We start from the raw sequence: 25,391 nt of genomic DNA on the forward strand, positions 1-25,391 counted from the left end.
CTTAAACTTAACCGACGAAAAGCATGTCATGGTTCGGGTTGTCGAAGAATTCTAATACTTTACCACCACCACGGGTTACGCAAGTAAGAGGATCTTCAGCAACAACAACTGGTAAACCAGTTTCTTGAGCCAATAACTTGTCAAGGTTACGAAGTAGCGCACCACCGCCTGTCAACACAATACCGCGCTCAGCAATATCAGAAGAAAGTTCAGGAGGAGTTTGCTCAAGAGCAGATTTCACAGCGCTTACAATGCTTTGTAATGGATCAGAAATAGCTTGAGTAATTTCGTCAGAAGTTACGGTAATTGCACGAGGCACACCTTCTGCAAGGTTACGGCCACGTACTTCGATTTCTAATGTTGTACCATCAGAAACAGCCATACCTACTTCTTTTTTAATAATTTCAGCAGTGGTTTCACCAATCACACAACCGTGAGCTTTACGAACATAATTGATGATTTGCTCATCAAAAACATCGCCGCCGATGCGTAAAGAGTCAGCATAGACACAACCTTGCAATGAAATAATTGCAATTTCTGTTGTACCGCCACCAACATCCACAACCATAGAACCACATGCTTGTTCAACTGGCATACCTGCGCCAATTGCTGCTGCCATAGGCTCTTCAATCAAACGAACATCACGGGCACCAGCATTAAATACTGCTTCGCGAATCGCACGACGCTCGACCAAAGTTGATTTACATGGTACACATACAACTACACGAGGTGCAGGTGGGAACAAACGTTTTTCGTGAACTTTACCAATAAACTGATTCAACATGGTTTCAGTCACTTCAAAATCCGCAATTACACCGTCTTTCATTGGACGAATTGCAGAAATATTCGCAGGCGTACGGCCCAGCATTTGCTTAGCATCTAGACCTACAGCAGCAACAATTTTTTGTGAACCACTGTGACGAATTGCCACAACTGTTGGTTCATTTAATATAATGCCGCGGCCTGGTGCATAAATAAGTGTATTTGCTGTACCTAAATCAATGGCTAGATCCGGCGAAAACAAGCCAATTAGTCGTTTTAGAATCACGGTTCGTTCTCAGTTAAACTTTCATGTGGATGCAAGGTGGCAACTTTAAACTAAATGTGATGATTTGAACAAGTCAATCGCTTATTATAACGCACGATATTTTGAAAATTTTTAATACTGATTAGGTGATGTTATGTCTACATCGGATGCACAGCATTCAGCAGATTTAAATGCACAAACAGTTTCAGCAATCGCCAATCTTGCTCGATTGTCGCTCAATGATACGCAATCTGCTGAATATGCTCAAAGTCTAAATAAAATTTTAGGCATGATGGAAACCTTAAAAGGCATTGATACGGAAGGCGTAGAACCTTTGAAAAGTCCTTTTGACAATCCTCAACCTTTACGTGCTGATGTGGTAACTGAAAGCAATCATCGAGATGAATACCAAGCAGTTGCGCCTGCAACTCAAAATGGTTTGTATCTTGTTCCTCGCGTGATTGAATAACTTTTACTCAATTAACCCATCTTCCCTATTTTGAATGTAAAGAAATTTTACTCATGACTGATTTACATCGCTTATCAATTCGTGAACTTGCTGAGGGCTTAAGCCAAGCGAAGTTTTCATCTCGCGAACTGACTGAACACTATTTAAAACGTATTGCTAAAATTGACCCACTGGTAAAAAGCTACGTGACAGTTACGCCTGAACAGGCGCTCGCAGAAGCTGACGCTGCGGATGCTGCATTAAAAGCAGGTAATGCAACCGCTTTAACGGGTATTCCTCTTGCGCATAAAGATATCTTTTGTACCAAAGGCATTAAAACAACTGCCGGTTCAAAAATACTAGACAACTTCATCTCTCCATACGATGCAACTGTTGTTGAAAAAACTAAAGCAGCTGGTCTTGTCACTTTAGGTAAAGTGAACATGGACGAGTTGGCAATGGGTTCAACTTCAGAAAGCTCGTATATTGGTGCAACAAGTAACCCATGGGCACTCGACCACGTTCCTGGTGGCTCATCAGGTGGTTCTGCTGCGGCTGTAGCGGCTGATTTAGCACCTTTTGCAACAGGTACTGATACAGGTGGCTCAATTCGTCAACCTGCGTCATTCTGTGGCTTAACTGGCTTAAAACCAACCTATGGTCGTGTATCTCGTTTCGGGATCATTGCTTATGCATCATCTTTAGACCAAGCGGGGCCAATGGCACGCTCTGCTGAAGACTGTGCTTACTTAATGAATGTAATTGCGGGTCACGATGCAAAAGACTCGACTTCGGTTAAAAAAGAAGTTGATGACTACGTTGCAAACTTAAACAACACATCTGTAAAAGGTCTACGCATTGGTATTCCTAAACAGTACTTTAACGTTGCAGGTTTAGATGCCGACGTAAAAGCTCGTGTTGAAGAATCATTGAAAAAGCTTGAAGAAATGGGTGCAACGCTTGTTGAGATCGACCTCAACATGACTGAAGCCTATGTTCCAACGTATTACCTCATCGCGCCAGCAGAAGCATCATCTAACTTGTCACGTTACGATGGTGTTCGTTACGGCTACCGCTGTGAAAACCCAGCTGATTTGATGGATCTTTACAAACGCTCTCGTTCAGAAGGTTTCGGTCCAGAAGTTCAACGTCGTATTCTCATTGGTACTTATGCGCTTTCTGCGGGTTATTACGATGCCTACTATGTAAAAGCTCAAAAAGTACGTCGTTTGATTCAACAAGACTTCTTAAAAGCATTTGAGAATGTGGATGTGATTGCTGCTCCTGCTGCGCCAACAACTGCATATAAAATTGGTGCGAACTTAAGCCCAACTGAAATGTATTTAGGCGATATCTATACCCTTGCAGTGAACTTAGCAGGCTTACCAGCGATTAATGCTCCTGTTGGTTTTGATAAAGACAGCTTACCTGTAGGCCTACAATTAATTGGTAACTACTGGTCAGAATCACAATTGTTGTCGATTGTTCATCAATACCAACAAAATACCGATTTCCATACTCAACGTGCGGCAATTGCTGAGGAGAATGCATAATGGCTGAAGCTCAAAAGTTGAAATTGATTGACGGTTGGGAAGTCGTTATTGGTATCGAGATTCACACTCAGCTTGCAACCAATTCTAAAATTTTCTCAGGTTCATCAACTGAATTTGGTCAAGACCCAAACACACAAGCAAGCCTTGTCGACTTGGCTATGCCGGGTGTACTCCCTGTTTTGAATGAAAAAGTGGTTGATCTTGCTATCCGCTTTGGTTTGGGTATTGATGCATACATCGACCAAGCATCTGTGTTTGCACGTAAAAACTACTTCTACCCTGACTCGCCAAAAGGCTACCAAATTAGCCAAATGGACAACCCGATTGTAGGCTTAGGTCACATCGACATCCAACTTGAGGATGGTACGACTAAACGTATTGGCGTAACTCGTGCTCACCTTGAAGAAGATGCTGGTAAATCTGTACATGACCAATTTGAAGGCATGTCTGGCATTGACTTAAACCGTGCTGGTACACCTTTACTTGAAATCGTTTCTGAGCCCGACATGCGTTCGGTTGAAGAAGCAGTTGCTTACATCAAAGCGATTCATACATTAGTACGTTGGTTGGGTATTTCTGACGGTAACATGGCAGAAGGTTCATTCCGTGCGGACTGTAACGTATCTTTACGTCGTCCAGGCCAACCTTTTGGTACGCGCTGTGAACTTAAAAACCTCAATTCATTCCGTTTCATTGAGCAAGCGATCAATGTTGAAATTGAACGCCAAATGGAAATTTTGGAATACGGCGGAAGTATCGACCAAGAAACTCGTTTGTTCGATCCAAACAAAATGGAAACGCGCTCTATGCGTTCTAAAGAAGAAGCGAATGACTACCGCTACTTCCCCGATCCAGATTTGTTACCTGTGATTATTGCTGATGAGCAAATTGAAGCTGCTCGCGCTGCACTTCCAGAGCTCCCTGCTGCTCGCCGTGCGCGCTTTATCGCAGACTTTGGTGTAACTGAGTACGATGCACATGTACTTACGCTCTCACGCGAAATGGCAGACTTCTATGAAGCTGTTGTGGCTGCTGCTGGCGGTGCGAAGCAAGGTAAAGTATCAGCAAACTGGGTAATGGGTGAATTCTCAGGTGCGTTAAACAAAGCTGGCCTAGACTTAGCAGACTCTCCTGTTTCTGCTGAACAACTTGGCGGCATGATTGCACGCATTATTGACAACACCATTAGCGGTAAGATTGCTAAACAAGTCTTTGGCTTTATGTGGGAATCGGAAGGTAAATCTGCCGATGACATTATTGCGGAAAAAGGCTTAAAGCAAGAAACTGACACTGGTGCAATTGAAGCGATCATTAAAGAAGTACTTGCAGCCAATGAAAAAATGGTTGAAGAGTACAAGTCTGGTAAAGAAAAAGCCTTTAACGGTCTTGTTGGTCAAGTCATGAAAGCTTCTAAGGGTAAAGCCAACCCTGCTCAAGTAAATGAATTAATGAAAAAATTGATTGGTTAATTTCATTAGCTAACTCAAAAAAAGCCTCGATTTATCGGGGCTTTTTTACATCCTTATGAAACATCCTTCGACTAAAGAATGTGCTTTTTGCTAAAAATCATACTTTCATTGTGCTAATTTAAATTAAAAATTGAAATCACATATATTTTAAATAAGAGAGATAAATCATGTCTAAAAAGATTCTAATGTTGGTCGGTGACTATGCCGAAGACTATGAAACTATGGTTCCATTTCAGTTCTTAACTGGTTTAGGTTATACCGTGCATGCTGTTTGCCCAAATAAAAAGAACGGCGACCATATTGCGACAGCTATTCATGATTTTGAAGGCGAACAAACTTATAGCGAAAAACGTGGCCACAACTTTGCGATTAACTATGATTTTGATGCCGTTAATACCGAAGACTATGTAGGTCTAGTTATTCCGGGTGGTCGTGCACCAGAGTATTTACGCATGAATGAACGTATTATTGAAATTGTACGTGAGTTCGATAGAGTGAAAAAACCGATAGCAGCCGTATGCCATGGCGCTCAATTACTCGCAGCGGCAGATATATTACAAGGCCGCCTCTGCTCAGCTTATCCAGCATGTTCTGCCGAAGTAAAATTGGCAGGGGGACAATACGCAGATATTGCTGTGACTGAAGCAGTTACAGATGGGCATTTGGTGACTGCACCTGCTTGGCCTGCACATCCAGCTTGGTTAGCTCAATTTGTGAAAGTTTTAGGGGCTACAATTACGATCTAAAGAGATCTCTTTATCCCAAATACAATAAAGCCTGCTGTCAGATAGCAGGCTTTATTACTAAAATAGAAAACTAGATTTTTATCTTGTAATCCCTAATTTATTCCAAATTTCTGGTGTTAAAAACGTCGTCACTAATTTATTTAAATCGATATAACGCAATGTACCTTGTAACTGCTGTTTAACGGCAGGGGCTTTAACAATATCTTCACCCGCACTTTGACCTAACTGTTGAAAAGCCTCTCCAACCGCCTTCACACCTTCAGCCTGAATTACAGCTTTGGTCTGAGCAGAACATTGCTCCACAATCACACGTTGTAAAACCTGTGCCAGTTTTTGGTCTAACTGATCTTTTTGCTCGGGCGTTACATTACTAAATGCTTTTAAATCTGGATGAGCTGCTAAAGCTGTAAATGTCCATTGAAGTACAGTAGTTTTGTCTGAAGCCGTTGTAGCCTTAACCAAACAATCACTGAGCTGATCAACCGTTGGTCCAGCCATCGCAATTTGAGTAGTCCCCAACACAGCAGCAGCCACACATATTGAACGGCTCAGGTGTGAAAACTTACGGCGAACAATAGCGTAAAGATGATGTGACATAGGTCTGGCTCCAATAAACAATCTGTTCTTTTTATCACAGAGTCACTAAAGTTACCTGTTATGACTCTGTAACCACAAAATATTTATTTCACCACAGACTCTATTAGATCAAGCTCCCACACCCCACCTGCTGCCAAGCCTTTGCACATACCTGTCCACATATCCTTAGTATGTACAAAACTCTTGCCATCCCAGACCCACTCTTCACTTGCCCAGCAATCGCCTATGCCTCTTCCCTTTTGAGCACTGCTGATCATACCGCTATCAAAATCTGAAGCGGACTCAGTCACAAATGTTGCCTTACCATTTAAAGACTCATCTAACACCCAAGCACCATATCCTTCGTTATAGGCGCCTCTCCAGCACAACGTAGTCGCCAGAACTTTCTTATTGGTTAGTTTATATAACTCAATTTTCTGTGGTTCAGCTCCATCGCTATTACCACCATAAACGCCTTCACAAAAGCCGTCTTCTTTCGGATTCGGTTTAGCAGCCATCAAACTACGGTGTATTGCTTGATACTGTTTATTTTTAGGCAGTAAAGTTAAATAAGGTTTGTTTGAAGTCTTAATACGTTTAACAAGTAGTTTTGGCTCAGGCATAAGCACTTTGGTTTCATTGGCATTACCCTTTTTAAGCAAAGCACCAACAGTTCCGATACGCCTCTGAAAATCATCCATTTTTAATAACACAGCAGTCATTCCAGCATCGGAAATTTTCCATTTATGCTGTGCATTTTTAAATACAATTTCGGACTTCTGTTTGGATTGCTGTAGTACAGCATTGACTTGCGAGCTGTTGAGTTTACCCATAAGTGGTAACTCAGTACCATCTACAGTCACAGCGCCTAAATCTTTGCCATTTATATAAAAATGAATATTTTTAAGCTGGTTGGCTGGCAAACTTTGCTCATAGTCTGATAAAGCAAATTCAGCTTGCACAGGTTGTTTTAGCCCTGCTTTACGCACCAATAAAAGTGATGCTGGATTATCACCATTTTCTTCACTTTGATAGCCTGCGGCTTTACATGTACCCGTATTGCTACACGAGATTTCCCACTCTTGGTGTGAAAATGAAATACCTTTGATTTCTTGAGCAAAACCATAAGAACCAATGAATGATAAACAGCAAATTGAAAGGACTTTCTTCATTTTTTCATGTCTCTGCTGGTCTGTTTTATTATGAAGTTAAAAACAGTTTTAAATTTTGAATTGCCTTATAGTTTAAAAGAATATGTTAGATTTATATAAGATTTAAATTGATTACTTTCTAAAAATGAAAAAACTAAATTTTTTATTATGCACAGCATTGGTCAGTCTAACTTCAACTGTTTATGCAGAAGTAAAAAGCTTTACTCCCCATTTTCCAAAGTTTTATAGCTCTGCTGCAACCCGCAAAGCAGATAATCAATTCTACGCTCTAGGAGAGGCAAAGTTTTTAAACGGCGTTACAGTCCCGTTTTATGGTGTTACAGCACAAAGCCCAACAGAGAATGGTTTACTTAAAGACTTTGAAACCTGTACACCTAAAAGCTGCCATTTTAATTTTAAAATCGATGCTCAACATGCAAAACAACTCAAGCTTCTTGCATTACCTGAAACAGGTTTGGTGCTCGTTCCAAGAAATTGGCAAGATGTGCAAGCAAATGCAGGCGCTAATGGGACTGGTTTTGCTCTAATAATGAGTACAGATCAAAAACGAGCAATAGAACTCTATGATTCTTCATTTTGTGTTGGCTGCGGACTACCAAATGCAACGCTCTATTTCCCAGAGTTATTAAAAGAAAGTCTTGAAAATGAATTCGGTGGCTATAAAGATCCTAAAAAACTAATTAACATTGTTCATCCTTCTAAGAAAGTAGCTTTTTTTAGTTATCAAATTCCACAAGTGAACAATAAAACGCATGGTATTGCTAAATATTATGATGAAGACACTTTTAACTATAAAGAAATTCAAGTCACCTTAGATAAATCGCAGCAGTCTTTGGTTGGTCCTATCCTTAATTTTTATAATGCAACGCACTAATCCAATAATTAATAAGAAAACCCGCTTTCGCGGGTTTTCTTATTCACCAAATAGTTACCCGCTTCTCTGGTGGTAAATACATCTGATCATCTTCGTTTATTTTAAAAGCCTCATAAAATGGTTTTTGATTCATTAAAGCTCCATTGCCACGCACTTTATCAGGAGAGTGAGGATCTGTTTTTAAATAGATAATCGCTTGAGCTTCGCGGGTTTTCGCACGCCAAACTTGAGCCCACCCCATATAAAAACGTTGCTCACCAGTCCGTCCATCAATTACAGGGGCTGGCTTACCATCTAATGCAATTTGATAAGCCTTATAGGCAATTGCTAACCCGGAGTTATCTGCAATGTTTTCACCTAATGTCAATTCACCATTAACATGATAACCAGCAATCGGTTCATAACGGTTATATTGTTCAATCAACGCTTGTGTTTTAGCTTTAAAATGCTGATGATCTTCAGCATTCCACCAGTTTCTCATATTGCCCAATTCATCAAACTGACTACCCTGATCATCAAAGCTATGACTAATTTCATGGCCAATCACAGCACCTATACCACCATAGTTCACTGCATCATCTGCCTTTATATTAAAAAAAGGTGGTTGTAATATCGCTGCTGGAAATACAATTTCATTCAATGATGGATTGTAATAAGCATTCACCGTTTGTGGTTTCATATACCATTCATCACGATCAACCGGCTTACCCAATTTATTAAGTTCATATTGGTATCTAAACTCACTTGCACGAATTATATTTCCAACTAAATCATTTTTAGCGATGTGCAGACCAGAATAATTACGCCACTTTTTTGGATAACCGATCTTTATTGACATGTGAGAAAGCTTTTTACGAGCTTGTATTTTCGTCGCAGGACTCATCCAGTCCAATTCTGTAATGCTTTGGTCATAAGCACGAATCAGATTTTGAACCAATAATTCTATCTGTTGTTTTTTCTCAGCAGGAAAGTATTTTTCAACATAAAGTTTACCAATACCATCTCCCAGAACCTTATCAACAAGCTGTACACCCCGCTTCCAACGTGTTTCTTGTTCCGTAATATCTCGAAGTGTCTTGTTATAAAAATCAAATTTATTATCTACAAAAGCGCTATTTAGTAATGGAGAAAAATTATTTATCAAATGCAATTTAAAATAAGCTTTCCATATATCTAAGGGTGTATCTTGAATAATTGTATTTAAGCCCTGAAAGTAGTCTGGCTGATTTACCTGAATAGTATCAATTTTTCCTTTTAATTCAGTTGCTGTTAGATAACCTTGCCAATCAAATACAGGTGTTAGTTTATATAAATCTTTGATTTTGTATTTATTGTAGCGTTTTGCAAGATTACGATTTTGTACATTACTCCATTGTATTTTTGCCAACTGAGTTTCAAGTTTTAAAATTTCCTGAGCATGTTGTGCTGCTTGCGAGTCTCCAGCAAGTGTTAAAGTTTTTTCAATATACTTTAAATAATGTGCACGAGTTTCAATAAATTTTTTATCATCTTTCAAATAATAATCACGGTCAGGTAGACCCAAACCACTTTGCTCCAATCCAGCCACCATTTCAGTAGATTGTTTCATATCCTGTTCAATGCTTAGACGGATTGGGCTATTGACATCAATACGAGCAAAATGTGCCATTAAAATTGCAATTTGATTCTTATTTTTCAATTTATCAATTTGATTTATCTCTTTTTTTAGAGGACTAACACCTTGCTTTTCAATACTTTTTTCATCCATAAAGCTAGCATATAGAGTAGCTATTTTCTGCTCTAAACTACCATCCACCCACTTTTGACCAGAGAGCTCTTCTACAATTCCATGTACTTGGCTGATTGATAACTCACGGAGCTGATTAAAAGCTCCCCAACTTGCTTTATCAGCTGGGATTTCAGTATTTTTTAACCAAATACCATTTACATGTGAATAAAAATCGTTCTTTTCATTAATAGAGGAATCAATATATTGTTGATCTATACCTGATATTTTTTTGATTTGAGAATTTGTTACTAATTCCGCACGTACCAAATTAGCAGAAGTCATAAGTGCAATCGTAAGAGCACTTTTAAGTAAAATAGATTTCAAAGACTTAACCTCATATTTAAATATTTAATGATCTAAAACAATGGTTTAAAGTGATTATTTTTTATTAATTAAGCGAATGGCAAAATTAAAACCAATATAGAAGCAAGTTTTATACCGCGAAAATATAATATTTTCAAAAATATATTTTTATATAAATCAAAATTATAAACGAAGAAACTTACCAAATCTTTTATTCTACTAAATACTTAATATTCTAAAGATGCCATGGCTTGAACCAAGGCATCTTTCAGAGATATGATTACTTTTTAATCTAAAATTTTCTCAAATATTCTTAAACGCTTATAAATTGAAAGCAGTTCAATAATCGTTTTCCATGAACTAATTAAATATTGGAATGATTCACGGACTTTATCAAAAACATTACCTATTTGCGTAATTAAACCCAATGTCATTTTACCTGCGGCAATAGAAGGGAATAAAACAACTAGACTATATAAAATATCTAATTGGATATACCAAATACTAACTAAATTAAAATAAGAGTAATGCAGATATAAACGGAAATAATTCAGCCTAACACTTGAGAACAATTCTCTTAATGTTTTTGGCTGTGCACGCTCCTCATGATCCTCACCATAGACAAGTTCTTTACGATAGGCTGCTTCTACTTTTTGATTATTAAACTGTAAACCAGGTAATTTAATACCAACCACCATTAATAGAACAGTACCAAAAACAGCCCATACAATTGCAGCCCAGACCAATGAATGATCAATTTCACCTACAATAGGCAGTACTCTAACTTGTTTAGAAAGTTCAAAAAGAATAGGTAAAAAGGCAATTAAAACCATTATAGCCTTAACAAAATTTACTCCGAGGTCTTCTAAAACAGAGGCGAAACGCATGGTATCTTCTTGAACACGCTGTGAAGCCCCCTCGATATGACGAAGCTTTTCCCAATGCTCTGTGTAATATTCATTCATTGCTGTACGCCAGCGGAATACATAATGACTAGCAAAAAAAGCATTAATAACAGCTAAAGTCACACCGACCATCGCAATTAAAAGAAATGTAACTGTTCCCATATAAAGTTTATTAATATCACCACCACCGTGATCTAACATACTTTGAATGAGATTATAAAAAGGCCCATACCATGCATTAACAGCTACACTAACCTGAACGCTAAACCAGATATTGAATAAAATAAACGCCGAGCCCCACACAGACCAACGTTGCCAAGGGTTATTCGATATAGTCCTCCAGAAACCAGCAAAAAGCGCAGTAGAGACTAAAAACCAAACATAAAACCATAAGAAAGTGGGAGACCAAAAACGGCTCACACCTAATGGTGGTTGAACATCATGGTAGCCCTTAGCAAAGCCGATAAAAGTTCCCCATGTGTTCCCACCTGAGTACCAGAGCACCATATTGAGCGCGATCCAAATGACCGCAGATATAAAAAAATACCTTGGTGATGGAAAAAATGATTTGAACATTGAGCGTGGATATCCCTATATTTCTTCAAATTTACAATGAAAGGAATACTAAAACCTAAACCTTAAAATTGTGAAGGGTAAAGTTTAGAGAATTGTCAGTTTTTCCTGTTCCATTGAAGGATTTGATCGTTTTTTTGTAAATTAATCCCTTTTTTGGCAATTTAATCCATTTAAATTACCTTGTATATGACTCTCGATAGAGCCATATACAGCTTTTATAACACAGTGATATCAGAGATTAAATCTCTTCTTTACGAACAATATAGCCTTCTAATTGCATTGCTTGAATGAGCAAATCTAGGTCTGAGGCACTCTTTAACTCTACATCAACGCTTACAGCGCTTTCTTTGGCACGGCTTGTTGCCGCAAAGCGTTCATGACGTAGTTCATAAATATTACCACCTTGCTCAGCAATAATGGCCGTCAAACGAGCTAAAGCACCTGGATTGTCCGGTAATTCAACACGAATACGAACCATACGGCCTGTACGGGTTAAATGGCGTTGTAATACAGAGACCATAACACGTGTATCAATATTTCCACCCGACAGCACCACACCTAATTTATGACCTAAAAACAGATTGGGACGCGACATAATTGCAGCAATACCTGTCGCCCCTGCTCCTTCACATACTGTTTTTTCAATATTAAGTAATAGTGCAATCGCTTCTTCAATCATGTCCTCAGTAACAACGACAATGTCATCAACATATTCTTTAGCAACTTGGGTCGTAAGCTCACCTGGAGTTTTTACCGCAATACCTTCAGCAACAGTAGAGCCCATTGAAACCGCATGTTGATAATTGCAAAGTAGTTTTGCCATACTTGGGTATACAACTGACTGCACCCCAATAATTTTGATTTTTGGATTGATCGCTTTAGCAGCAATTGCAATACCAGAAATTAAACCACCACCACCAATTGGCACAACCAAAATATCCAGATCAGGCACAGCCGCAAGCATTTCAAGTGCAATGGTGCCTTGACCCGCAATAATTTCAGCATCATCAAATGGGTGGATAATCGTTAAAGATTCTTCTTGCGCAACACGGTGCATTTCAGCAGCAGCTTCCGAAAAATCCTGCCCATGCAAAATAACGCGTGCACCATACTCACGTACTCGTTGTACCTTAACGTTTGGCGTAGATTTCGGCATTACAATAGTCGCAGTCACACCTGTCCGCTGAGCATGATAGGCTACACCTTGGGCGTGGTTGCCTGCCGAAGCTGCAATAACACCATGTTGTTTTTCTTGCTCAGATAAACACAACAGTTTATTCAGAGCACCCCGCTCTTTAAATGAAGCTGTAAATTGTAAGTTTTCAAATTTCAACCACATCTCAGCCCCTAAGGTTTTAGAAATGGTCTCTGAGAAAACAAAGGGAGTTTTTACAACCAAACCTTCCAAACGCTCTGCGGCAGCATGAACATCATCTAATGTTGGAAAGCCATTTTTAACCTGTTGCTGTATCATTTATCCAGTCAGCCTCAATACACTACAAATCAATTATTTTTTAAAAAACGGCAACAATATTTCATATTAACCATTAGAGTTTTCAGCATATCCAACATGTCTCTAATATACAAAAAATTTTATTCTAAAAATTGAAGATTTAGACTTCCATAAAAAAAGCTCTTTGTGGGCTTTTTATATAATTTTCAGAATATTAACGTTTATTTATTGGCTTTGAGCACTCAAGCCCTCCGTAGACATATTTTGTTCAGCTATTTTTTCATCAATAGCAAACTGAATATCAGAAAGCTTGGCATTAGCTGCATCTATACCAGATTTCATAGTAGCTTCACGGCCTTTGACATCAAAAATATGTGCTTTTTCTCTTAAATCTGGCTGAATAACAACATCTGCATATTGTAATTCTTCTGCTGCCAAACGCCCTTGCATGATATTAATATTCTGGTTAAACAGTCCCCAGACATTCGATGTTTCTGTGTAAATAGGCTGAGCTAAAATATCAACTGCAATAATGACATCAGCCCCTAAATCACGAGCTACTTCAACCGGTACAGGACTCACCAACCCACCGTCTACATATTCAGATTTACCAATTTTAGTTGGCACAAACATACTCGGAATCGAAGCAGAGGCTCTTACGGCTTTACCGGTATTGCAGTAGTTAAATACGGTCTTAGTGCCATGCTTTAGTTCAGTTGCCACCACATACATTGGGATCTTCATTTTTTCGAGTGGCATGTTATTTACTTGCTGGTTAACGTAGTTCTCTACTTTTTTACCATCAAAAAAACCTTTTAAACCGATACTAATGTCACGGACATCGCCAGCTTTCATTTTTAAAGCAGTATCACGCAGTTCAGCAGGTGTTTTACCACTGGCATAAATTGCCCCAACAATACTACCCGCACTCGTACCTACAATAAAATCCGGGCGAATACCATGTTGTTCTAAAACTTCAATCACCCCTATATGAGCATAGCCTCGTGCCCCACCGCTACCCAATACAAGCGCAACAACAGGACGTTTTTGCATTTTTTTAATTCTTGCAAAAGGTTGATCGACAGGACGAGCATAAGCTTCTGTCGTTTGCGGTTTTAGAGCAGCAGACAAGTGTGTGGTGGTCTGGCATCCCGCCAACACCATAGAGAGTCCGAGAACCCACAATTTAAGCTGTTTCATGGCCCATCTTCGCACTATGAGGTTTAAGTTCGGATTGCAATTTTAGTTGCTACTTTCGTGAAAAGCTGTAGTGAATTTATTTAATTTGTCATGTTTAAAATTTAGACTCAAGTATTTTATTTGTCCCCTATATAAAAAAGGCCCCTTATGTATAAGAGGCCTTTTGAAACTTACCAGATATCTGAATCAACTTTTTTCTTCAATTCCGGATACTTGTCAATTTTAAACTCAGGCTCTTTAATGCCTCGTTTTAATTGCTCGCGGTAATCTTTTAACAAAGTACGTGCCATTGGCGTTAATAGTAAAATTGCAATCAAGTTAATGGTTGCCATGATACCCATAAACAAGTCAGCCATTGACCAAACGAGTGGAACACTACCGATTGCACCGAAGTACACCATCACCAATACGAAAATACGGAAGATGAACATGACTTTCGGGTTGTTATTAATAAACTGTACATTACCTTCTGCATAAGCATAGTTACCTAATACAGCTGAATAGCAGAATAAGAATAATAGAACCGCTAGGAAATCAGATCCCCAATGTCCAACTTGAGTTTCTAAGGCACGTTGTGTTAATTCAACACCAACAAAACCTGCGTCTTGGTAAACGCCAGAAACTAAGATGATGATTGCAGTACTTGTACATACAATGAACGTATCTACGAATACACCAAGCATCTGTACTAAACCTTGGTTTACAGGATGTTTTACATCAGATGCAGCAGCTGCGTTTGGCGCAGAACCCATACCTGCTTCGTTTGAGAACAAACCACGTTTAATACCTTGCATCATTGCCATTGACACTGCCGCACCGAAGAAACCCCCTGCCGCAGCATTGAAGTGGAAAGCTTCAGTCACAATCAGCTTTAAAATATCAGGCAAAATTGCATAGTTACTAATTGCAATATAAAGAGCAACGGCTAGATAAAGACCTGCTTTTAAAGGTACAAACATCTCTGCAAATTTAGCGATACGTTTAATACCACCAAAAATTGCCAATGCAACCATAACAACAAGCGCAAGGCCAACCCATGAAATTTCTAGATCAACACCACCTAAATGAGCAACAAGATTAGCTTTGTCCCAACCCCAAGCATGTGAAGAAGCATTCGCAATCGCATTAATTTGGACTGAGTTGAATACGAAACCGTAGGTAAAGATGAGTGCTAGTGCGAAAACCACACCAAAGGTTTTACTGCGTAAGCCTTGGGTAATATAGTAAGCTGGTCCACCGCGGAACTGTTTAGTCTTGTTATCTCTAACTTTAAAGAGCTGAGCAAGTGTAGACTCAATAAAAGCAGAGCTCATACCAAGTACAGCAGTTACCCACATCCAGAACACAGCACCAGGGCCACCAATTGCGATCGCAATTGCCACACCTGCAATGTTACCCACCCCAACACGGCTCGCAAGACCCGTTACAAACGCTTGGAAAGGTGTAAGTCCATGCTCATCTTCGCCTGCTGTACGACTACTTTTCATGACTCGGATACTTTGCAAGAACATGCGAATTTGCACGGCTCCTGTTAAGACCGTATAAAAAATACCGACAGCCAGCAAGAAGATAACCAAAAAGTCCCATAAAGGGTCATTAAAAAATTGTACCCACGACATCAGTGTGGCATTGAGTTGTTCATTCATACTCGGTCCGCTTACGTTCTTGCTAATGTGCTAATAGCACAAGCCAAAATACTGCAATAAACAAAAAAGCCCCTCAAAATAGGGACTTCTTCAGTACATTTAAGGAAAAACTTTTAATGTCACTTGAATAGCAATTACCGTCACAAGTTTAAGCAACATAATGCCCAGCACTAAGCCTTTGAAGGTAACATGAGAGAAAGTACCCTTCAGATAAAATGAATTCATCGCACCACTGAACATATTCCCATTTGGGTGAACAGAATGCATCGACTCGGCTACAAACTTGGAAACTAACAAATGACCACCGCTAAATCAGCTCGCTTAATGATTCCCATCAATTAATCGAGTTATAAAAATCTGGATTTAAGCCAATAAGCATATTTACATATACTTGAGAGCGAATGTCTAAAATGGATATGAATTTCAAAGACTGTAACGAGCCATCGCCATAACGCGGCTATCTGCGCCCTTTTCCCTCTGATTGGAAAAGAGTGCGTTTAGATCTGTACCAAGCTGTTGTATTTCTTGTGGCTCAGTAGTTGCGTGAGTTACGTTCATTTTCATGGTTGCAATGGTAATCGCCAATCCTTGTTTCATGAACTGCTTGTTGATGAGCGGTAGACTCATGTAAAGCTCCTTATTCCTCGTGTATTTCTCCATTTCTACATCCAAATCCTTTTTGTAAAGGGATTTTGTATGCAGCCATTTCTTTCCTAACATGAGTATGGAGAAATCATACCTGCGTAAAAAAGTCGGTATTATGCAGAAATTTAAAATTTTGTGTATGTTTTTCATTAAAAATTTATGTTATTTCAGATTGTTTTTTATCCAAAATCATCTGTTTTGTACTGTTTTTAAACATATTATACCTTTTTTTCAATTGAGTGATTTTTAATCCAACTGATGCTATAAATTTATTTTTATAGTCAAAACCATCATACTTTTTTGTCTATTTAGATCTAAAGTGGCATATTCACATTAGATTTAATTAGACATTATATCCAAACTAAACACATCATCATATCTTTAAGGATATCCCTTTTCTAATATTTTTTGCTTATAAATGAAGTACTTTCAAAACATGAAATTAAACTTCAAAAAAGTATTAAGTATTTAAGAAAAGATATAGGAGTACGCATGAATCTGGAACAAGTTCGTCTCGTTGATGAAGCTATCACTTCTCGACATTCTGTCCGCGCTTTTTTAAATACTCCAATTGAGCCAGAAGTCATTAAAGATATATTACGAGTCGCAAGTCGAGCACCTTCTGGAACGAACACCCAACCATGGAAAGTCTATGTGGTCACAGGTAAAAAACGTGATGAAATGGTTGAACGTGTCTGTGCTGCACAAATTGAAGTTTCAAAAAATCCTGAGCTAGCAGAACAATATAAAGAAACTTTTGCCTATTACCCTGAAAAATGGATATCCCCTTTTATTGACCGCCGCCGCGAGAATGGTTGGGGACTCTACGGTTTACTCGAAATCAAAAAGGGCGAAAAAGAAAAAATGGCTGAACAGCAGCTACGTAATTTTAAATTGTTTGATGCACCAGTCGGCCTTTTCTTTACCGTAAATAAAACGATGGGAATCGGTTCTAAAATGGATATCGCAATGATGATCCAAAACGTGATGGTCGCTGCCAAGGCACGTGGTTTAGATACATGCCCACAAGCAGCTTGGAATCATTTTCACCCTATTGTTTTAGATATAATAGGTGCATCAGATGACGAAGAACTGGTATGTGCAATTGCATTAGGTCATGCCGATCCTAACCACATTGTAAATACCTTTATTACGCCTAGAGAACCTGTTGAAAATTTCACAGTTTTTCTAGACGAATAAGCTATAAGTAGCCATTCTCTAAAAGCTATGAGAATGGCTTGGTTTTGACCTGTTGTGTCGCTTTCAATACGACAATAAAACCACTTAGTGTAAATAACACCATCATTACGCCCATATTGAGCGATGCGGACCAAATCAGGAAGTTAAGAAGCACGCCACCTAAAAGGCCACAAGCGAATTGCATACTTCCCATAATTGCACTTGCTGTCCCAGCGCGAGCACCTTGTTTGGACATTGCTAACGCCATAGCATTTGGGCCTGTTAAACCAATACCCGAAATAGCTAAAAATAACCCTACCATAACCAGCCATAAAGGCGCTGCAGGGATTAAACCAGCAATAAATACAATGATGGCTCCAGTCACTTGCACAAGGGAACCCGATTTTAAGCGTTTGGTAATTTCAACACGTGTTGTTAAATGCTTGTTTAAAGAAGACATCAACATAATGCCAAAAGCATTTAGTCCAAACACGTAAGCAAACTCTTGCTGATTAAGTCCGTACTGATCCATAAACACGGCAGGGGCTGAGCTGATATAGGAAAACAATGCAGCCCCTGTTAAACAACCTGCAAACATAGGTAAGCGGAAACTCGCATCTTTGAAAATAGCTCCATATAAAGTCACCACTTGATAGAGCGATAGCTTAAGCCTTTTATCATTTGCCAAAGTTTCCTTAAAAAAGAAATGTACGCACAACCAACATAGTGCACCCACAATTGAAAGCGCAATAAAAATAGCCTGCCACGGAAACCAAATTAAAATCCATGCTCCGATCATAGGAGCCAAAATTGGTGCAAGCCCCATGACAATCATCATACTTGAGAAAGCTTGTGCAGAACCTTGAACGTCCAATTTATCGCGTATTGCTGCACGAGCCATGACTACACCAACACAACCACCTAAAGCTTGTAAAATACGGGCCGCAATCAAGCTCCATTCATTAGTAGCCATTACACAAAATAAGCTTGCGACTGCATAAAGCGCGAGGCCAAAGTAAAGTGGTTTCTTTCTACCGATACGATCGCTTAAAGGACCATAAACCAACTGCCCAATGGCTAAACCAAAAAAATAAGCTGGTAGTGTATTTGCCACCATTTGCGTACTTACCCCAAAATCATGGGCCATTTGTGGTAACGCAGGTAAGTACATATCAATGGATAACGGCCCTAAAGCCGTAAGTAAAGCGAGCAACATAATCCAGCCAATAGAGTATTGACGCTGGGCTGTTTGTTCAGACATAACGATATTTCATTTTTCACTCATTTGCATACAGACAAGCTTACACTGTCTATCGTATGATTTGTGCAACATTGGTGTAGAAATACACAAATCCTTTATCACTCAGGTTGATCAGCAAGGACTTCATTTGAAATCTTGGTTTAAACGCCTAAAAAGAGCGACTTATAACACAACATTTATGTATAACGTGCGAATGCTGATAGCCTTTTCAGGAACTGCTTTCGTGCCTTATTTTTTAGGCTATCAATTAGCAACTATTCCACTCACTTTAGGTGTAGTCGCAGCAGGTTTGAGTGATATTGATGATCGCTTTTCCGTGCGAATCATGAACCTAATTTATACTTATATTGGGTTCTTCGTTACCGCAGCTTCGGTACAACTACTTTTCCCCTACCCAATGGCTTTTGCTTTAGGGTTGATTGCCTCATGTATTGGCTGGATTTTATTAGGTTCGCTGGGACGTCGTTACGCCACCATTTCTTATGGCTGTTTGGTTGTTTCGGTCTATACCATGTTGGGTGTTCACCTTTTCGATCATTGGTATATTCAACCTGCTCTTTTAGTTGCAGGTGCTGCTTGGTATGGCCTCATTGCTACTATTAGCTTTTTACTATTTCCGGTTCGCCAACTTCAAGATAAACTCGCAGCGTCTTATGCATCCCTAGGTGACTTTCTATTTGCAAAATCAAATTTATTTGATGTAGATATGACTCCTGCCAGCTATCAGCAAAGTATGATTGAGCTGTCATTAGAAAATGGTAAGTTAATTACGATTTTTAATGACTTAAAAACAGCTTTATTGACTCGTTTAAAAGGTGACCGTGGGCAAAAAGATACACGCCGAAGCTTACATTATTATTTTGTCGCTCAAGACATTCATGAGCGTGCTGACTCAGCCCATATCGACTATCAAAAGTTAGCCAAAATTTTTCAGCACAGTGATATTTTATTTAGATTTCAACGAATTTTGGCGGTTCAAGGCAAAGCTTGCCAAGAGTTAAACGAATGTATTTTACAACGCAAACCTTATAACCATAACAAACGCTTCAAGCAGAGTTTTGAGAACTTAAGACTATCTTTAGAGAAACTAAGACGTGATCAGCATTATGATCTGTTATGGGTAAATGCTCTCTTCGCTTTATACCAAAATTTAAAATCTATCGACTCTCAGTTACTCAACTTAGAAACGGAACAACACATTCAGTCTGATAAAGTTAAACAAGCAGAGAACCAGCTTAAAGATGATGATTTACAAGGATGGAACGATATTGTCATCCGAATAAAGCAAAATCTAACTCCTGAATCTGTACTTTTCCGCCATGCTATTCGCGTCTCAATTGTTCTTTTTATTGGGTATGTGCTGATTCAAATGACCAATATCGAGTACGGCTATTGGATTATGCTTACAGCCCTATTTGTAAGCCAACCTAACTTCAACGCAACCAAACGTCGCTTACGCTTACGAATTGTCGGAACATTAGTCGGAATTATTGTTGGTCTTACCATTGTATTTCTCGTGCCTTCCGTCGAAGGACAACTATTAATGTTAATCCTGAGCGGGGTATTGTTTTTTGAGTTACGCAGTAAGCAATATGCTCAAGCAACCGCGTTTATTACAATTTTGGCATTAATTAACTTTAATCTAGATGGCTCGGCAATGGCTGCTGCCATTCCTCGATTTGTAGATACTTTAATTGGATGTGCCCTAGCTTGGTTTGGAGTGACATTTATTTGGCCAGATTGGAAATTCCGACGCTTACCTCGCAACATCAGACGTTCATTACAAGCTCAATGCAATTATTTAGCTGAAGTTGTTAAACAGTATCATGAAGGTCGCAATCATGCTCTGAATTACCGTATTGTAAGACGTGCTGCCCATAATACTGATGCCGAGGTTGCTTCACTTATTTCAACTTTAGCAACAGAGCCAGACTTTGACCCTACCCGTAAGTCAGATATCTTTGAATTTTTATGTTTAAACCATACATTTTTAAGTTATATCGCAGCACTTGGAGCACATCGGGAAAGTATTCAAGATCAAGCTGTTCTTAAACTCTTAGACCAAGCACTGGATGATATTCAGGGTGCTTTATTGAGAGATGAGATGCCAGATCTTACAGCACAAAATATGCTCCAGACGATACGTCAACGTTTGAGTCAAAATAATGAAGAGGACCAAAAATCACTCATTATTTTACAGCAGCTATCACTCATGCTTGGTGTATTGAACCGTTTTAGTATGCTAAAACAACGCCTAAGTCATGATCTTGATAATGATGCCAGCGAGCTTGCATCGTTATAAATTTGAGTCGGAAATTAGTATGAAATTGGCATAATATCCTTTCCTGACTTATGCCAATTAATGCTAAACTTAAAACAGTTTACAATTTGTTATTTGCACTATGACCGCGAAAACTTTATACGCTTATACGCTTCAGCCTGTTCCCTATGACGTGTCAGAAGCTGAACAACGTAATGCACAGCTTCTTATCTGGCGCAGTACTAATAAAATCAGCACAAAAATTTGGGCAATTATGGGTGTCGTTTTAGCCCTAGCTATATTAGGTCTTATTTTTATTAAGAACTACTCTACTGTTTTTTGCTGGGTTGCTATTGTTGCTGTAGTACTTTACTACCTAGGTCGTAAATACGGATTAGAGTGGTACGTTAAACGCAAAATGAATGAATTTCCGGTACAGGAAATCAAAGGTATTCGTTTAGGTGTGCAGCCTCATGGTATTGTGATGCGTCAACAAATGGGCTTACAAGAAGGCGTAGGTACTATTGGATGGAAAAATATCTACGAATGGTACAATACACCTGATTTTATTTTGGTCAATTTCAAAGTAAAAGATCCAAAAGGCCAAGAACAACAAGGTGCTTATATCCTACCTAAGCGCATGGATTCTAAAAACTTCTCGTTCAACACAATTCGCACACACTTAAAAGAATCTGTAGGCGAACCAAAAACCTTGTAATTCTAGATTTTATAAAAAGCCTCCTTAGGGAGGTTTTTTATTAAGCTAAAAATAAATGATAATGAAAATTAATATTATCTCCAAAATCCATATTATCTCCCCAATCTTCGGCTATACTTCGTTACAAGATCTCCATCATATTTACATTTTCGACCATGTTTAAAAAAATTTTATTTCAAATTCATTGGTTTCTGGGTATTACTGCTGGCCTAATCTTATCCATTATGGGTGTTACAGGTGCAATTTATTCTTATGACCAACAAATTTTAAAATGGGTGAATTCTGATAGTTATGTTGTTCAAGCTGAAAACACTCCAAAATTAACTCCTGCTCAGCTTTACCAGCATTTCAATACAACCCAACCTGAAATCAAAATTAATAGCATTACGATCGCCAAGGACCCAACCTCTTCTTCTGTGGTGAATATTGAAAAAGAAGGTGAACGCCGTGGCTATAATATGATGGTGAACCCTTATAATGCTGAGGTTCTTCCAGATGTTAAAGGCCGAAAATTGTTGTTACTCATACAACAAATTCATCGTAATTTAACAGCAGGTGAAGTTGGTAAACAAATTACTGGTGCCTGCGCACTCATGCTAATTTACTTCGTACTCAGTGGGTTATATTTACGTTGGCCTAAAAAGCACTCTGCTCGTCAATGGCTTGCTGTTAAACCGAAACTCAAAGGCCGGAATTTTATTTGGGATCTACATGCTGTTGTCGGCACATGGGTCATTGTTTTTTATCTTCTTTTCGCATGTACAGGACTATATTGGTCTTATGATTGGTGGCGTAGTGGCATGTTCAAAGTGATGGGAGTTGAACAACCTAAACGACAAGATCATGGCGCTGCTCCTCAAAATCAAAATCGTGGAATGCAGCAAGGTAAACAATCTGACCGTAATAATGATAAAAAATCAGAGCCTCAATTAGATAATACTCAACTCATTACAGCACTTAATCAAACATGGAGTGGCTTCAATAGTCAGGTTGGACGTGATTATTCGACTCTAACATTAAGCTTACCGAAAAAAGATGATGGAAAAATTGAGTTAAGCTTTGTCGATGCTACCCCACAACACGAACGGGCACGTAACCAAGCCATCTATAATTATCAAACTGGCAACATCGAAAAGATGGAGCTTTACGAAGACAAAAAGCTTAATCAAAAGATTATGAGCAGCATGTTACCCGTACACCGCGGTAGCTTCTTTGGACCAATTTATCAATTCGTTGCAATGCTTGCTTCTTTAGCAATGCCTTTGTTCTTGGTTACTGGGTGGATGCTGTATCTTAAACGCCGTAAACAGAAAAAATTAACACAGGCGGCTCGTCAGTCTTTAGCAGGACAATACATTGATCCAAATGCAAAGCCTTGGCTTATTACTTATGCAACTCAAACCGGCGTAGCTGAACAACTCGCTTGGAGTACGGCAACAAGTTTACAAGAGGCTCATCAACCTGTTCAGGTAAAACCTGTACAGCAGCTAACACAAACTGATTTAGAGCAACATCAACAGGTTTTATTTGTGATCAGTACTTATGGTACTGGTGATGCTCCTGATCTTGCTACAAGCTTTGCTAAGAAACTTTTAAAATTGAATGTGGATCTTAAGCACATCAACTATGCTGTTCTAGCGCTGGGCTCTAAAGAATATCCAGACACTTATTGTAGTTTTGGCCATGCAGTAGATGCTTGGCTTAAAGCAAATGGTGCCCATGCTCTCTTCAATACAATTGAAGTTGATAATGCAAACCCATCGGATATTCAAAATTGGAATCAATCTCTCGCTAAAGCAACCAAATTAGATTTACATGCTGTAAATCTGGAAAAAGTATTTGATAGTTGGACATTACAACAACGTGATTTACTCAACCCAAATAGCTTAGGTCAGCCTGCTTATAATATTGAACTTAAAGCAAATCATGAGGCGATATGGCAAGCGGGTGATATTGCTGAAATCCAGCCTGGTAATAGTCCTGAACGTATTCACGCTTTTTTGCAAAAGCATCATATTCTTAAAAATTCAAAAGTTGATTCACTACAGATTTCAATCGAAAAAGCGCTTTGGAATAAAGATTTAACTGGTGAAATTGAACCATTTGCCAATCTGGATCATTTATTAGAGCAGCTCCCTACTCTACCAACGCGAGAGTATTCGATTGCGAGTATTCCTTCTCAGCAAGTCCTTCGTTTGGTTGTTCGTCAACAATATGATGCGTCTGGTAATTTAGGTTTAGGTTCGGGTTGGCTTACTCAACATACACAAGTTAATAATGAAATTGCTTTGCGTATTCGTACCAATGAATCATTCCATCTTATTGATGATAACCGCCCTATTATTTGTATTGGTAACGGAACAGGTATTGCTGGCTTAATGAGCCTATTACACACCCGTACGCGTCATGATTACACTGAAAACTGGTTAATCTTTGGTGAACGTCAAAGAGCATGTGATTTCTTCTATGAATCGACCATTGAAGCATGGAAAACCACAGGAATGTTAAAGCGCCTCGATTTAGCATTTTCGAGAGATCAAGAACAACGCATGTATGTTCAAGATGTAATCCGTCAGAATGCAGCAGAATTAGTAAGCTGGGTAGAACGGGGTGCTGTTCTGTATGTATGCGGTAGTATTGATGGTATGGCAAGTGGAGTCGATCAAGCACTTATCGAAATTCTAGGTGAAGAACAGGTAGATGATTTAAGACAACAAGGCCGTTACCGCCGTGATGTTTATTAAAGATCAATAAAAACAAAAACCGAGTAATAGCTTAAATGCTTTACTCGGTTTTTTATTGCATTCAGAATGATTTTGCATACACTGTCTGCAATTTAAATTGCAACTCTAAGCACAATGCAAGTCAGTAAGTGGATCCGTATTTTCCTAGCAATCATTGGTTCGATTTTATTTCTAGATGGATTAGTTCTAATTTGTCTCAATAAAATTAATGTAGGCACCGTTATTCCTTTAATTTTAGGTGCTTTCCTCTGCCTATATTCCTTATTTTATTATCATTTAGAACGCTTTTTCTTCTATCACTATCGCTTACACACACTTTGGCGTTTTGGATGGTTATGCTTCTGGATATGGTTAATTGGCTTAGGCTATTTTTTTAGCTTTATTAAAGAAAATAAAGATACTTCAAATAATATTCCTCCAGTAAAAGCAATTATTGTCTTAGGAAGCGGTGTTGAGAATGGTCAGCCATCTACAATTCTTGCAAAACGTTTAGATACGGCCGCCCCTCTAGCCCTAAAACAGCAGCAAGCACAGATTGTTCTAACAGGTGGTCTTGATTTTTCAGAAAAAGAAAGCGAAGCATTGGTTATGTCTCGTTATCTTGAACAAAAGTATCATATCGCAAGAGATCAAATGATCCTTGAAGATAAAAGCACTAGCACAGACCTTAACTTAAAAAATAGTAAACCCTTATTAGAACAGCACCACATTACCTTAGAGCAGCCAATCGCTATTGTGACAAGTGATTTTCATATTCCTAGAGCAATAGCAATTGCAAAGAAACAGGGCTATACCCAAGTTTATGGGGTAGCGGCAGAAACACCATTAGCTACTCGTTACAATGCATGGTTACGTGAATATTTCGCAT

The 25,391-nt window shown here is 38.8% G+C and carries 21 protein-coding genes; 10 read left to right on the top strand and 11 right to left on the bottom strand.

All coding sequences use genetic code 11. From position 1 onward, the window contains the following. Positions 1-7: 7 nt before the first annotated feature. Complete coding sequence (locus tag J690_RS18270; RefSeq protein WP_000601379.1) at positions 8-1,048, bottom strand: rod shape-determining protein; 1,041 nt, start codon at positions 1,046-1,048, stop codon at positions 8-10. A gap of 133 nt (positions 1,049-1,181) precedes the next feature. Here J690_RS18270 and gatC point away from each other — a divergent pair, with 133 nt between their 5' ends. From gatC to J690_RS18290, 4 genes are all read left to right on the top strand, one after another. After that, a complete protein-coding gene (gatC, locus tag J690_RS18275) occupies positions 1,182-1,496 on the top strand; it encodes an Asp-tRNA(Asn)/Glu-tRNA(Gln) amidotransferase subunit GatC (protein WP_000107700.1) in 315 nt (104 codons plus the stop codon). A gap of 53 nt (positions 1,497-1,549) precedes the next feature. Beyond that, positions 1,550-3,028, top strand: a complete 1,479-nt coding sequence (gatA, locus tag J690_RS18280) for an Asp-tRNA(Asn)/Glu-tRNA(Gln) amidotransferase subunit GatA (protein ID WP_032037370.1) — start codon at positions 1,550-1,552, stop codon at positions 3,026-3,028. Further along, positions 3,028-4,497 carry an Asp-tRNA(Asn)/Glu-tRNA(Gln) amidotransferase subunit GatB gene (gene gatB / locus J690_RS18285; protein ID WP_002116348.1) on the top strand — a complete coding sequence of 490 codons (1,470 nt, stop codon included), beginning with the start codon at positions 3,028-3,030 and terminating at the stop codon, positions 4,495-4,497. The genes gatA and gatB overlap by 1 nt, the downstream gene beginning before the upstream one ends. A 167-nt stretch (positions 4,498-4,664) precedes the next feature. Next, a complete protein-coding gene (locus J690_RS18290) occupies positions 4,665-5,243 on the top strand; it encodes a DJ-1/PfpI family protein (protein WP_032037372.1) in 579 nt (192 codons plus the stop codon). 78 nt (positions 5,244-5,321) lie between these two features. Here J690_RS18290 and J690_RS18295 read toward each other — a convergent pair whose 3' ends face one another. Together J690_RS18295 and J690_RS18300 are read right to left on the bottom strand one after the other, a co-directional pair. After that, entirely contained in the window at positions 5,322-5,840 is a 519-nt protein-coding gene (locus J690_RS18295; protein WP_032037373.1) for a hypothetical protein, read from the bottom strand. A gap of 83 nt (positions 5,841-5,923) precedes the next feature. After that, complete coding sequence (locus J690_RS18300) at positions 5,924-6,991, bottom strand: DUF1176 domain-containing protein (protein WP_032037374.1); 1,068 nt, start codon at positions 6,989-6,991, stop codon at positions 5,924-5,926. A 124-nt stretch (positions 6,992-7,115) separates the two neighbouring features. Here J690_RS18300 and J690_RS18305 point away from each other — a divergent pair, with 124 nt between their 5' ends. Next, on the top strand, positions 7,116-7,865 hold the full coding sequence (locus J690_RS18305) for a DUF4850 domain-containing protein (RefSeq protein WP_032037376.1): 750 nt from the start codon (positions 7,116-7,118) through the stop codon (positions 7,863-7,865). A 43-nt stretch (positions 7,866-7,908) separates the two neighbouring features. Here the strand turns inward: J690_RS18305 and J690_RS18310 are convergent, their stop codons facing one another. The 7 genes from J690_RS18310 to J690_RS18335 all read right to left on the bottom strand — a co-directional run bounded on the left by J690_RS18310 (position 7,909) and on the right by J690_RS18335 (position 16,343). Continuing rightward, positions 7,909-9,957, bottom strand: a complete 2,049-nt coding sequence (locus tag J690_RS18310; protein ID WP_032037378.1) for a M13 family metallopeptidase — start codon at positions 9,955-9,957, stop codon at positions 7,909-7,911. A 266-nt stretch (positions 9,958-10,223) separates the two neighbouring features. Continuing rightward, entirely contained in the window at positions 10,224-11,417 is a 1,194-nt protein-coding gene (gene sbmA, locus J690_RS18315; protein ID WP_032005414.1) for a peptide antibiotic transporter SbmA, read from the bottom strand. A 238-nt stretch (positions 11,418-11,655) separates the two neighbouring features. Beyond that, positions 11,656-12,891, bottom strand: a complete 1,236-nt coding sequence (locus J690_RS18320) for a threonine ammonia-lyase (RefSeq protein WP_032037380.1) — start codon at positions 12,889-12,891, stop codon at positions 11,656-11,658. A gap of 204 nt (positions 12,892-13,095) precedes the next feature. Continuing rightward, positions 13,096-14,070 carry a patatin-like phospholipase family protein gene (locus J690_RS18325; protein WP_032037382.1) on the bottom strand — a complete coding sequence of 325 codons (975 nt, stop codon included), beginning with the start codon at positions 14,068-14,070 and terminating at the stop codon, positions 13,096-13,098. Positions 14,071-14,240: 170 nt separating this feature from the next. Continuing rightward, positions 14,241-15,716: an alanine/glycine:cation symporter family protein gene (locus tag J690_RS18330; RefSeq protein WP_032037384.1), complete on the bottom strand. Its 1,476-nt coding sequence runs from the start codon at positions 15,714-15,716 to the stop codon at positions 14,241-14,243. A 99-nt stretch (positions 15,717-15,815) separates the two neighbouring features. After that, entirely contained in the window at positions 15,816-15,956 is a 141-nt protein-coding gene (locus J690_RS24015; RefSeq protein WP_016802562.1) for a hypothetical protein, read from the bottom strand. Between the two features lie 183 nt (positions 15,957-16,139). Beyond that, a complete protein-coding gene (locus J690_RS18335) occupies positions 16,140-16,343 on the bottom strand; it encodes a hypothetical protein (protein ID WP_005064392.1) in 204 nt (67 codons plus the stop codon). Positions 16,344-16,853: 510 nt separating this feature from the next. Here J690_RS18335 and J690_RS18340 point away from each other — a divergent pair. Beyond that, a complete protein-coding gene (locus J690_RS18340; RefSeq protein WP_032037386.1) occupies positions 16,854-17,561 on the top strand; it encodes a nitroreductase in 708 nt (235 codons plus the stop codon). 25 nt (positions 17,562-17,586) lie between these two features. On the opposite strand, the gene J690_RS18345 is transcribed toward J690_RS18340, so the two are convergent. Beyond that, complete coding sequence (locus J690_RS18345; RefSeq protein WP_032037387.1) at positions 17,587-18,801, bottom strand: multidrug effflux MFS transporter; 1,215 nt, start codon at positions 18,799-18,801, stop codon at positions 17,587-17,589. A 127-nt stretch (positions 18,802-18,928) separates the two neighbouring features. Here J690_RS18345 and yccS point away from each other — a divergent pair, with 127 nt between their 5' ends. The 4 genes from yccS to J690_RS18365 all read left to right on the top strand — a co-directional run. Then, the gene (gene yccS / locus J690_RS18350) at positions 18,929-21,103 is read left to right on the top strand and encodes a YccS family putative transporter (RefSeq protein WP_017400237.1); all 2,175 of its coding nucleotides are present in this window, start codon (positions 18,929-18,931) and stop codon (positions 21,101-21,103) included. A gap of 100 nt (positions 21,104-21,203) precedes the next feature. Further along, positions 21,204-21,779 (top strand): SdpI family protein, encoded by a 576-nt coding sequence (locus J690_RS18355; protein ID WP_002116136.1) that lies wholly within the window; start codon positions 21,204-21,206, stop codon positions 21,777-21,779. Positions 21,780-21,934: 155 nt separating this feature from the next. Then, positions 21,935-24,523, top strand: coding sequence for a PepSY domain-containing protein (locus tag J690_RS18360; RefSeq protein ID WP_032037388.1), 2,589 nt, complete (start codon positions 21,935-21,937; stop codon positions 24,521-24,523). Between the two features lie 114 nt (positions 24,524-24,637). Next, positions 24,638-25,391, top strand: a 754-nt coding sequence (locus J690_RS18365) for a YdcF family protein (RefSeq protein ID WP_032037389.1), incomplete at its 3' end; no start/stop codon positions are given.

The sequence above is a fragment of the Acinetobacter sp. 742879 genome (genome assembly GCF_000588535.1).
Classification (GTDB): domain Bacteria; phylum Pseudomonadota; class Gammaproteobacteria; order Pseudomonadales; family Moraxellaceae; genus Acinetobacter; species Acinetobacter pittii.

What these genes read in the sequence shown, in the direction of transcription:
- gatC (WP_000107700.1), top strand. Translation starts at nt 1,182, where the DNA reads ATGTCTACATCGGATGCACAGCATTCAGCAGATTTAAATGCACAAACA.
- gatA (WP_032037370.1), top strand. Translation starts at nt 1,550, where the DNA reads ATGACTGATTTACATCGCTTATCAATTCGTGAACTTGCTGAGGGCTTA.
- gatB (WP_002116348.1), top strand. Translation starts at nt 3,028, where the DNA reads ATGGCTGAAGCTCAAAAGTTGAAATTGATTGACGGTTGGGAAGTCGTT.
- J690_RS18290 (WP_032037372.1), top strand. Translation starts at nt 4,665, where the DNA reads ATGTCTAAAAAGATTCTAATGTTGGTCGGTGACTATGCCGAAGACTAT.
- J690_RS18295 (WP_032037373.1), bottom strand. Translation starts at nt 5,840, where the DNA reads ATGTCACATCATCTTTACGCTATTGTTCGCCGTAAGTTTTCACACCTG.
- J690_RS18300 (WP_032037374.1), bottom strand. Translation starts at nt 6,991, where the DNA reads ATGAAGAAAGTCCTTTCAATTTGCTGTTTATCATTCATTGGTTCTTAT.
- J690_RS18305 (WP_032037376.1), top strand. Translation starts at nt 7,116, where the DNA reads ATGAAAAAACTAAATTTTTTATTATGCACAGCATTGGTCAGTCTAACT.
- sbmA (WP_032005414.1), bottom strand. Translation starts at nt 11,417, where the DNA reads ATGTTCAAATCATTTTTTCCATCACCAAGGTATTTTTTTATATCTGCG.
- J690_RS18320 (WP_032037380.1), bottom strand. Translation starts at nt 12,891, where the DNA reads ATGATACAGCAACAGGTTAAAAATGGCTTTCCAACATTAGATGATGTT.
- J690_RS18325 (WP_032037382.1), bottom strand. Translation starts at nt 14,070, where the DNA reads ATGAAACAGCTTAAATTGTGGGTTCTCGGACTCTCTATGGTGTTGGCG.
- J690_RS18330 (WP_032037384.1), bottom strand. Translation starts at nt 15,716, where the DNA reads ATGAATGAACAACTCAATGCCACACTGATGTCGTGGGTACAATTTTTT.
- J690_RS24015 (WP_016802562.1), bottom strand. Translation starts at nt 15,956, where the DNA reads ATGTTCAGTGGTGCGATGAATTCATTTTATCTGAAGGGTACTTTCTCT.
- J690_RS18335 (WP_005064392.1), bottom strand. Translation starts at nt 16,343, where the DNA reads ATGAGTCTACCGCTCATCAACAAGCAGTTCATGAAACAAGGATTGGCG.
- J690_RS18340 (WP_032037386.1), top strand. Translation starts at nt 16,854, where the DNA reads ATGAATCTGGAACAAGTTCGTCTCGTTGATGAAGCTATCACTTCTCGA.
- J690_RS18345 (WP_032037387.1), bottom strand. Translation starts at nt 18,801, where the DNA reads ATGTCTGAACAAACAGCCCAGCGTCAATACTCTATTGGCTGGATTATG.
- J690_RS18355 (WP_002116136.1), top strand. Translation starts at nt 21,204, where the DNA reads ATGACCGCGAAAACTTTATACGCTTATACGCTTCAGCCTGTTCCCTAT.
- J690_RS18360 (WP_032037388.1), top strand. Translation starts at nt 21,935, where the DNA reads ATGTTTAAAAAAATTTTATTTCAAATTCATTGGTTTCTGGGTATTACT.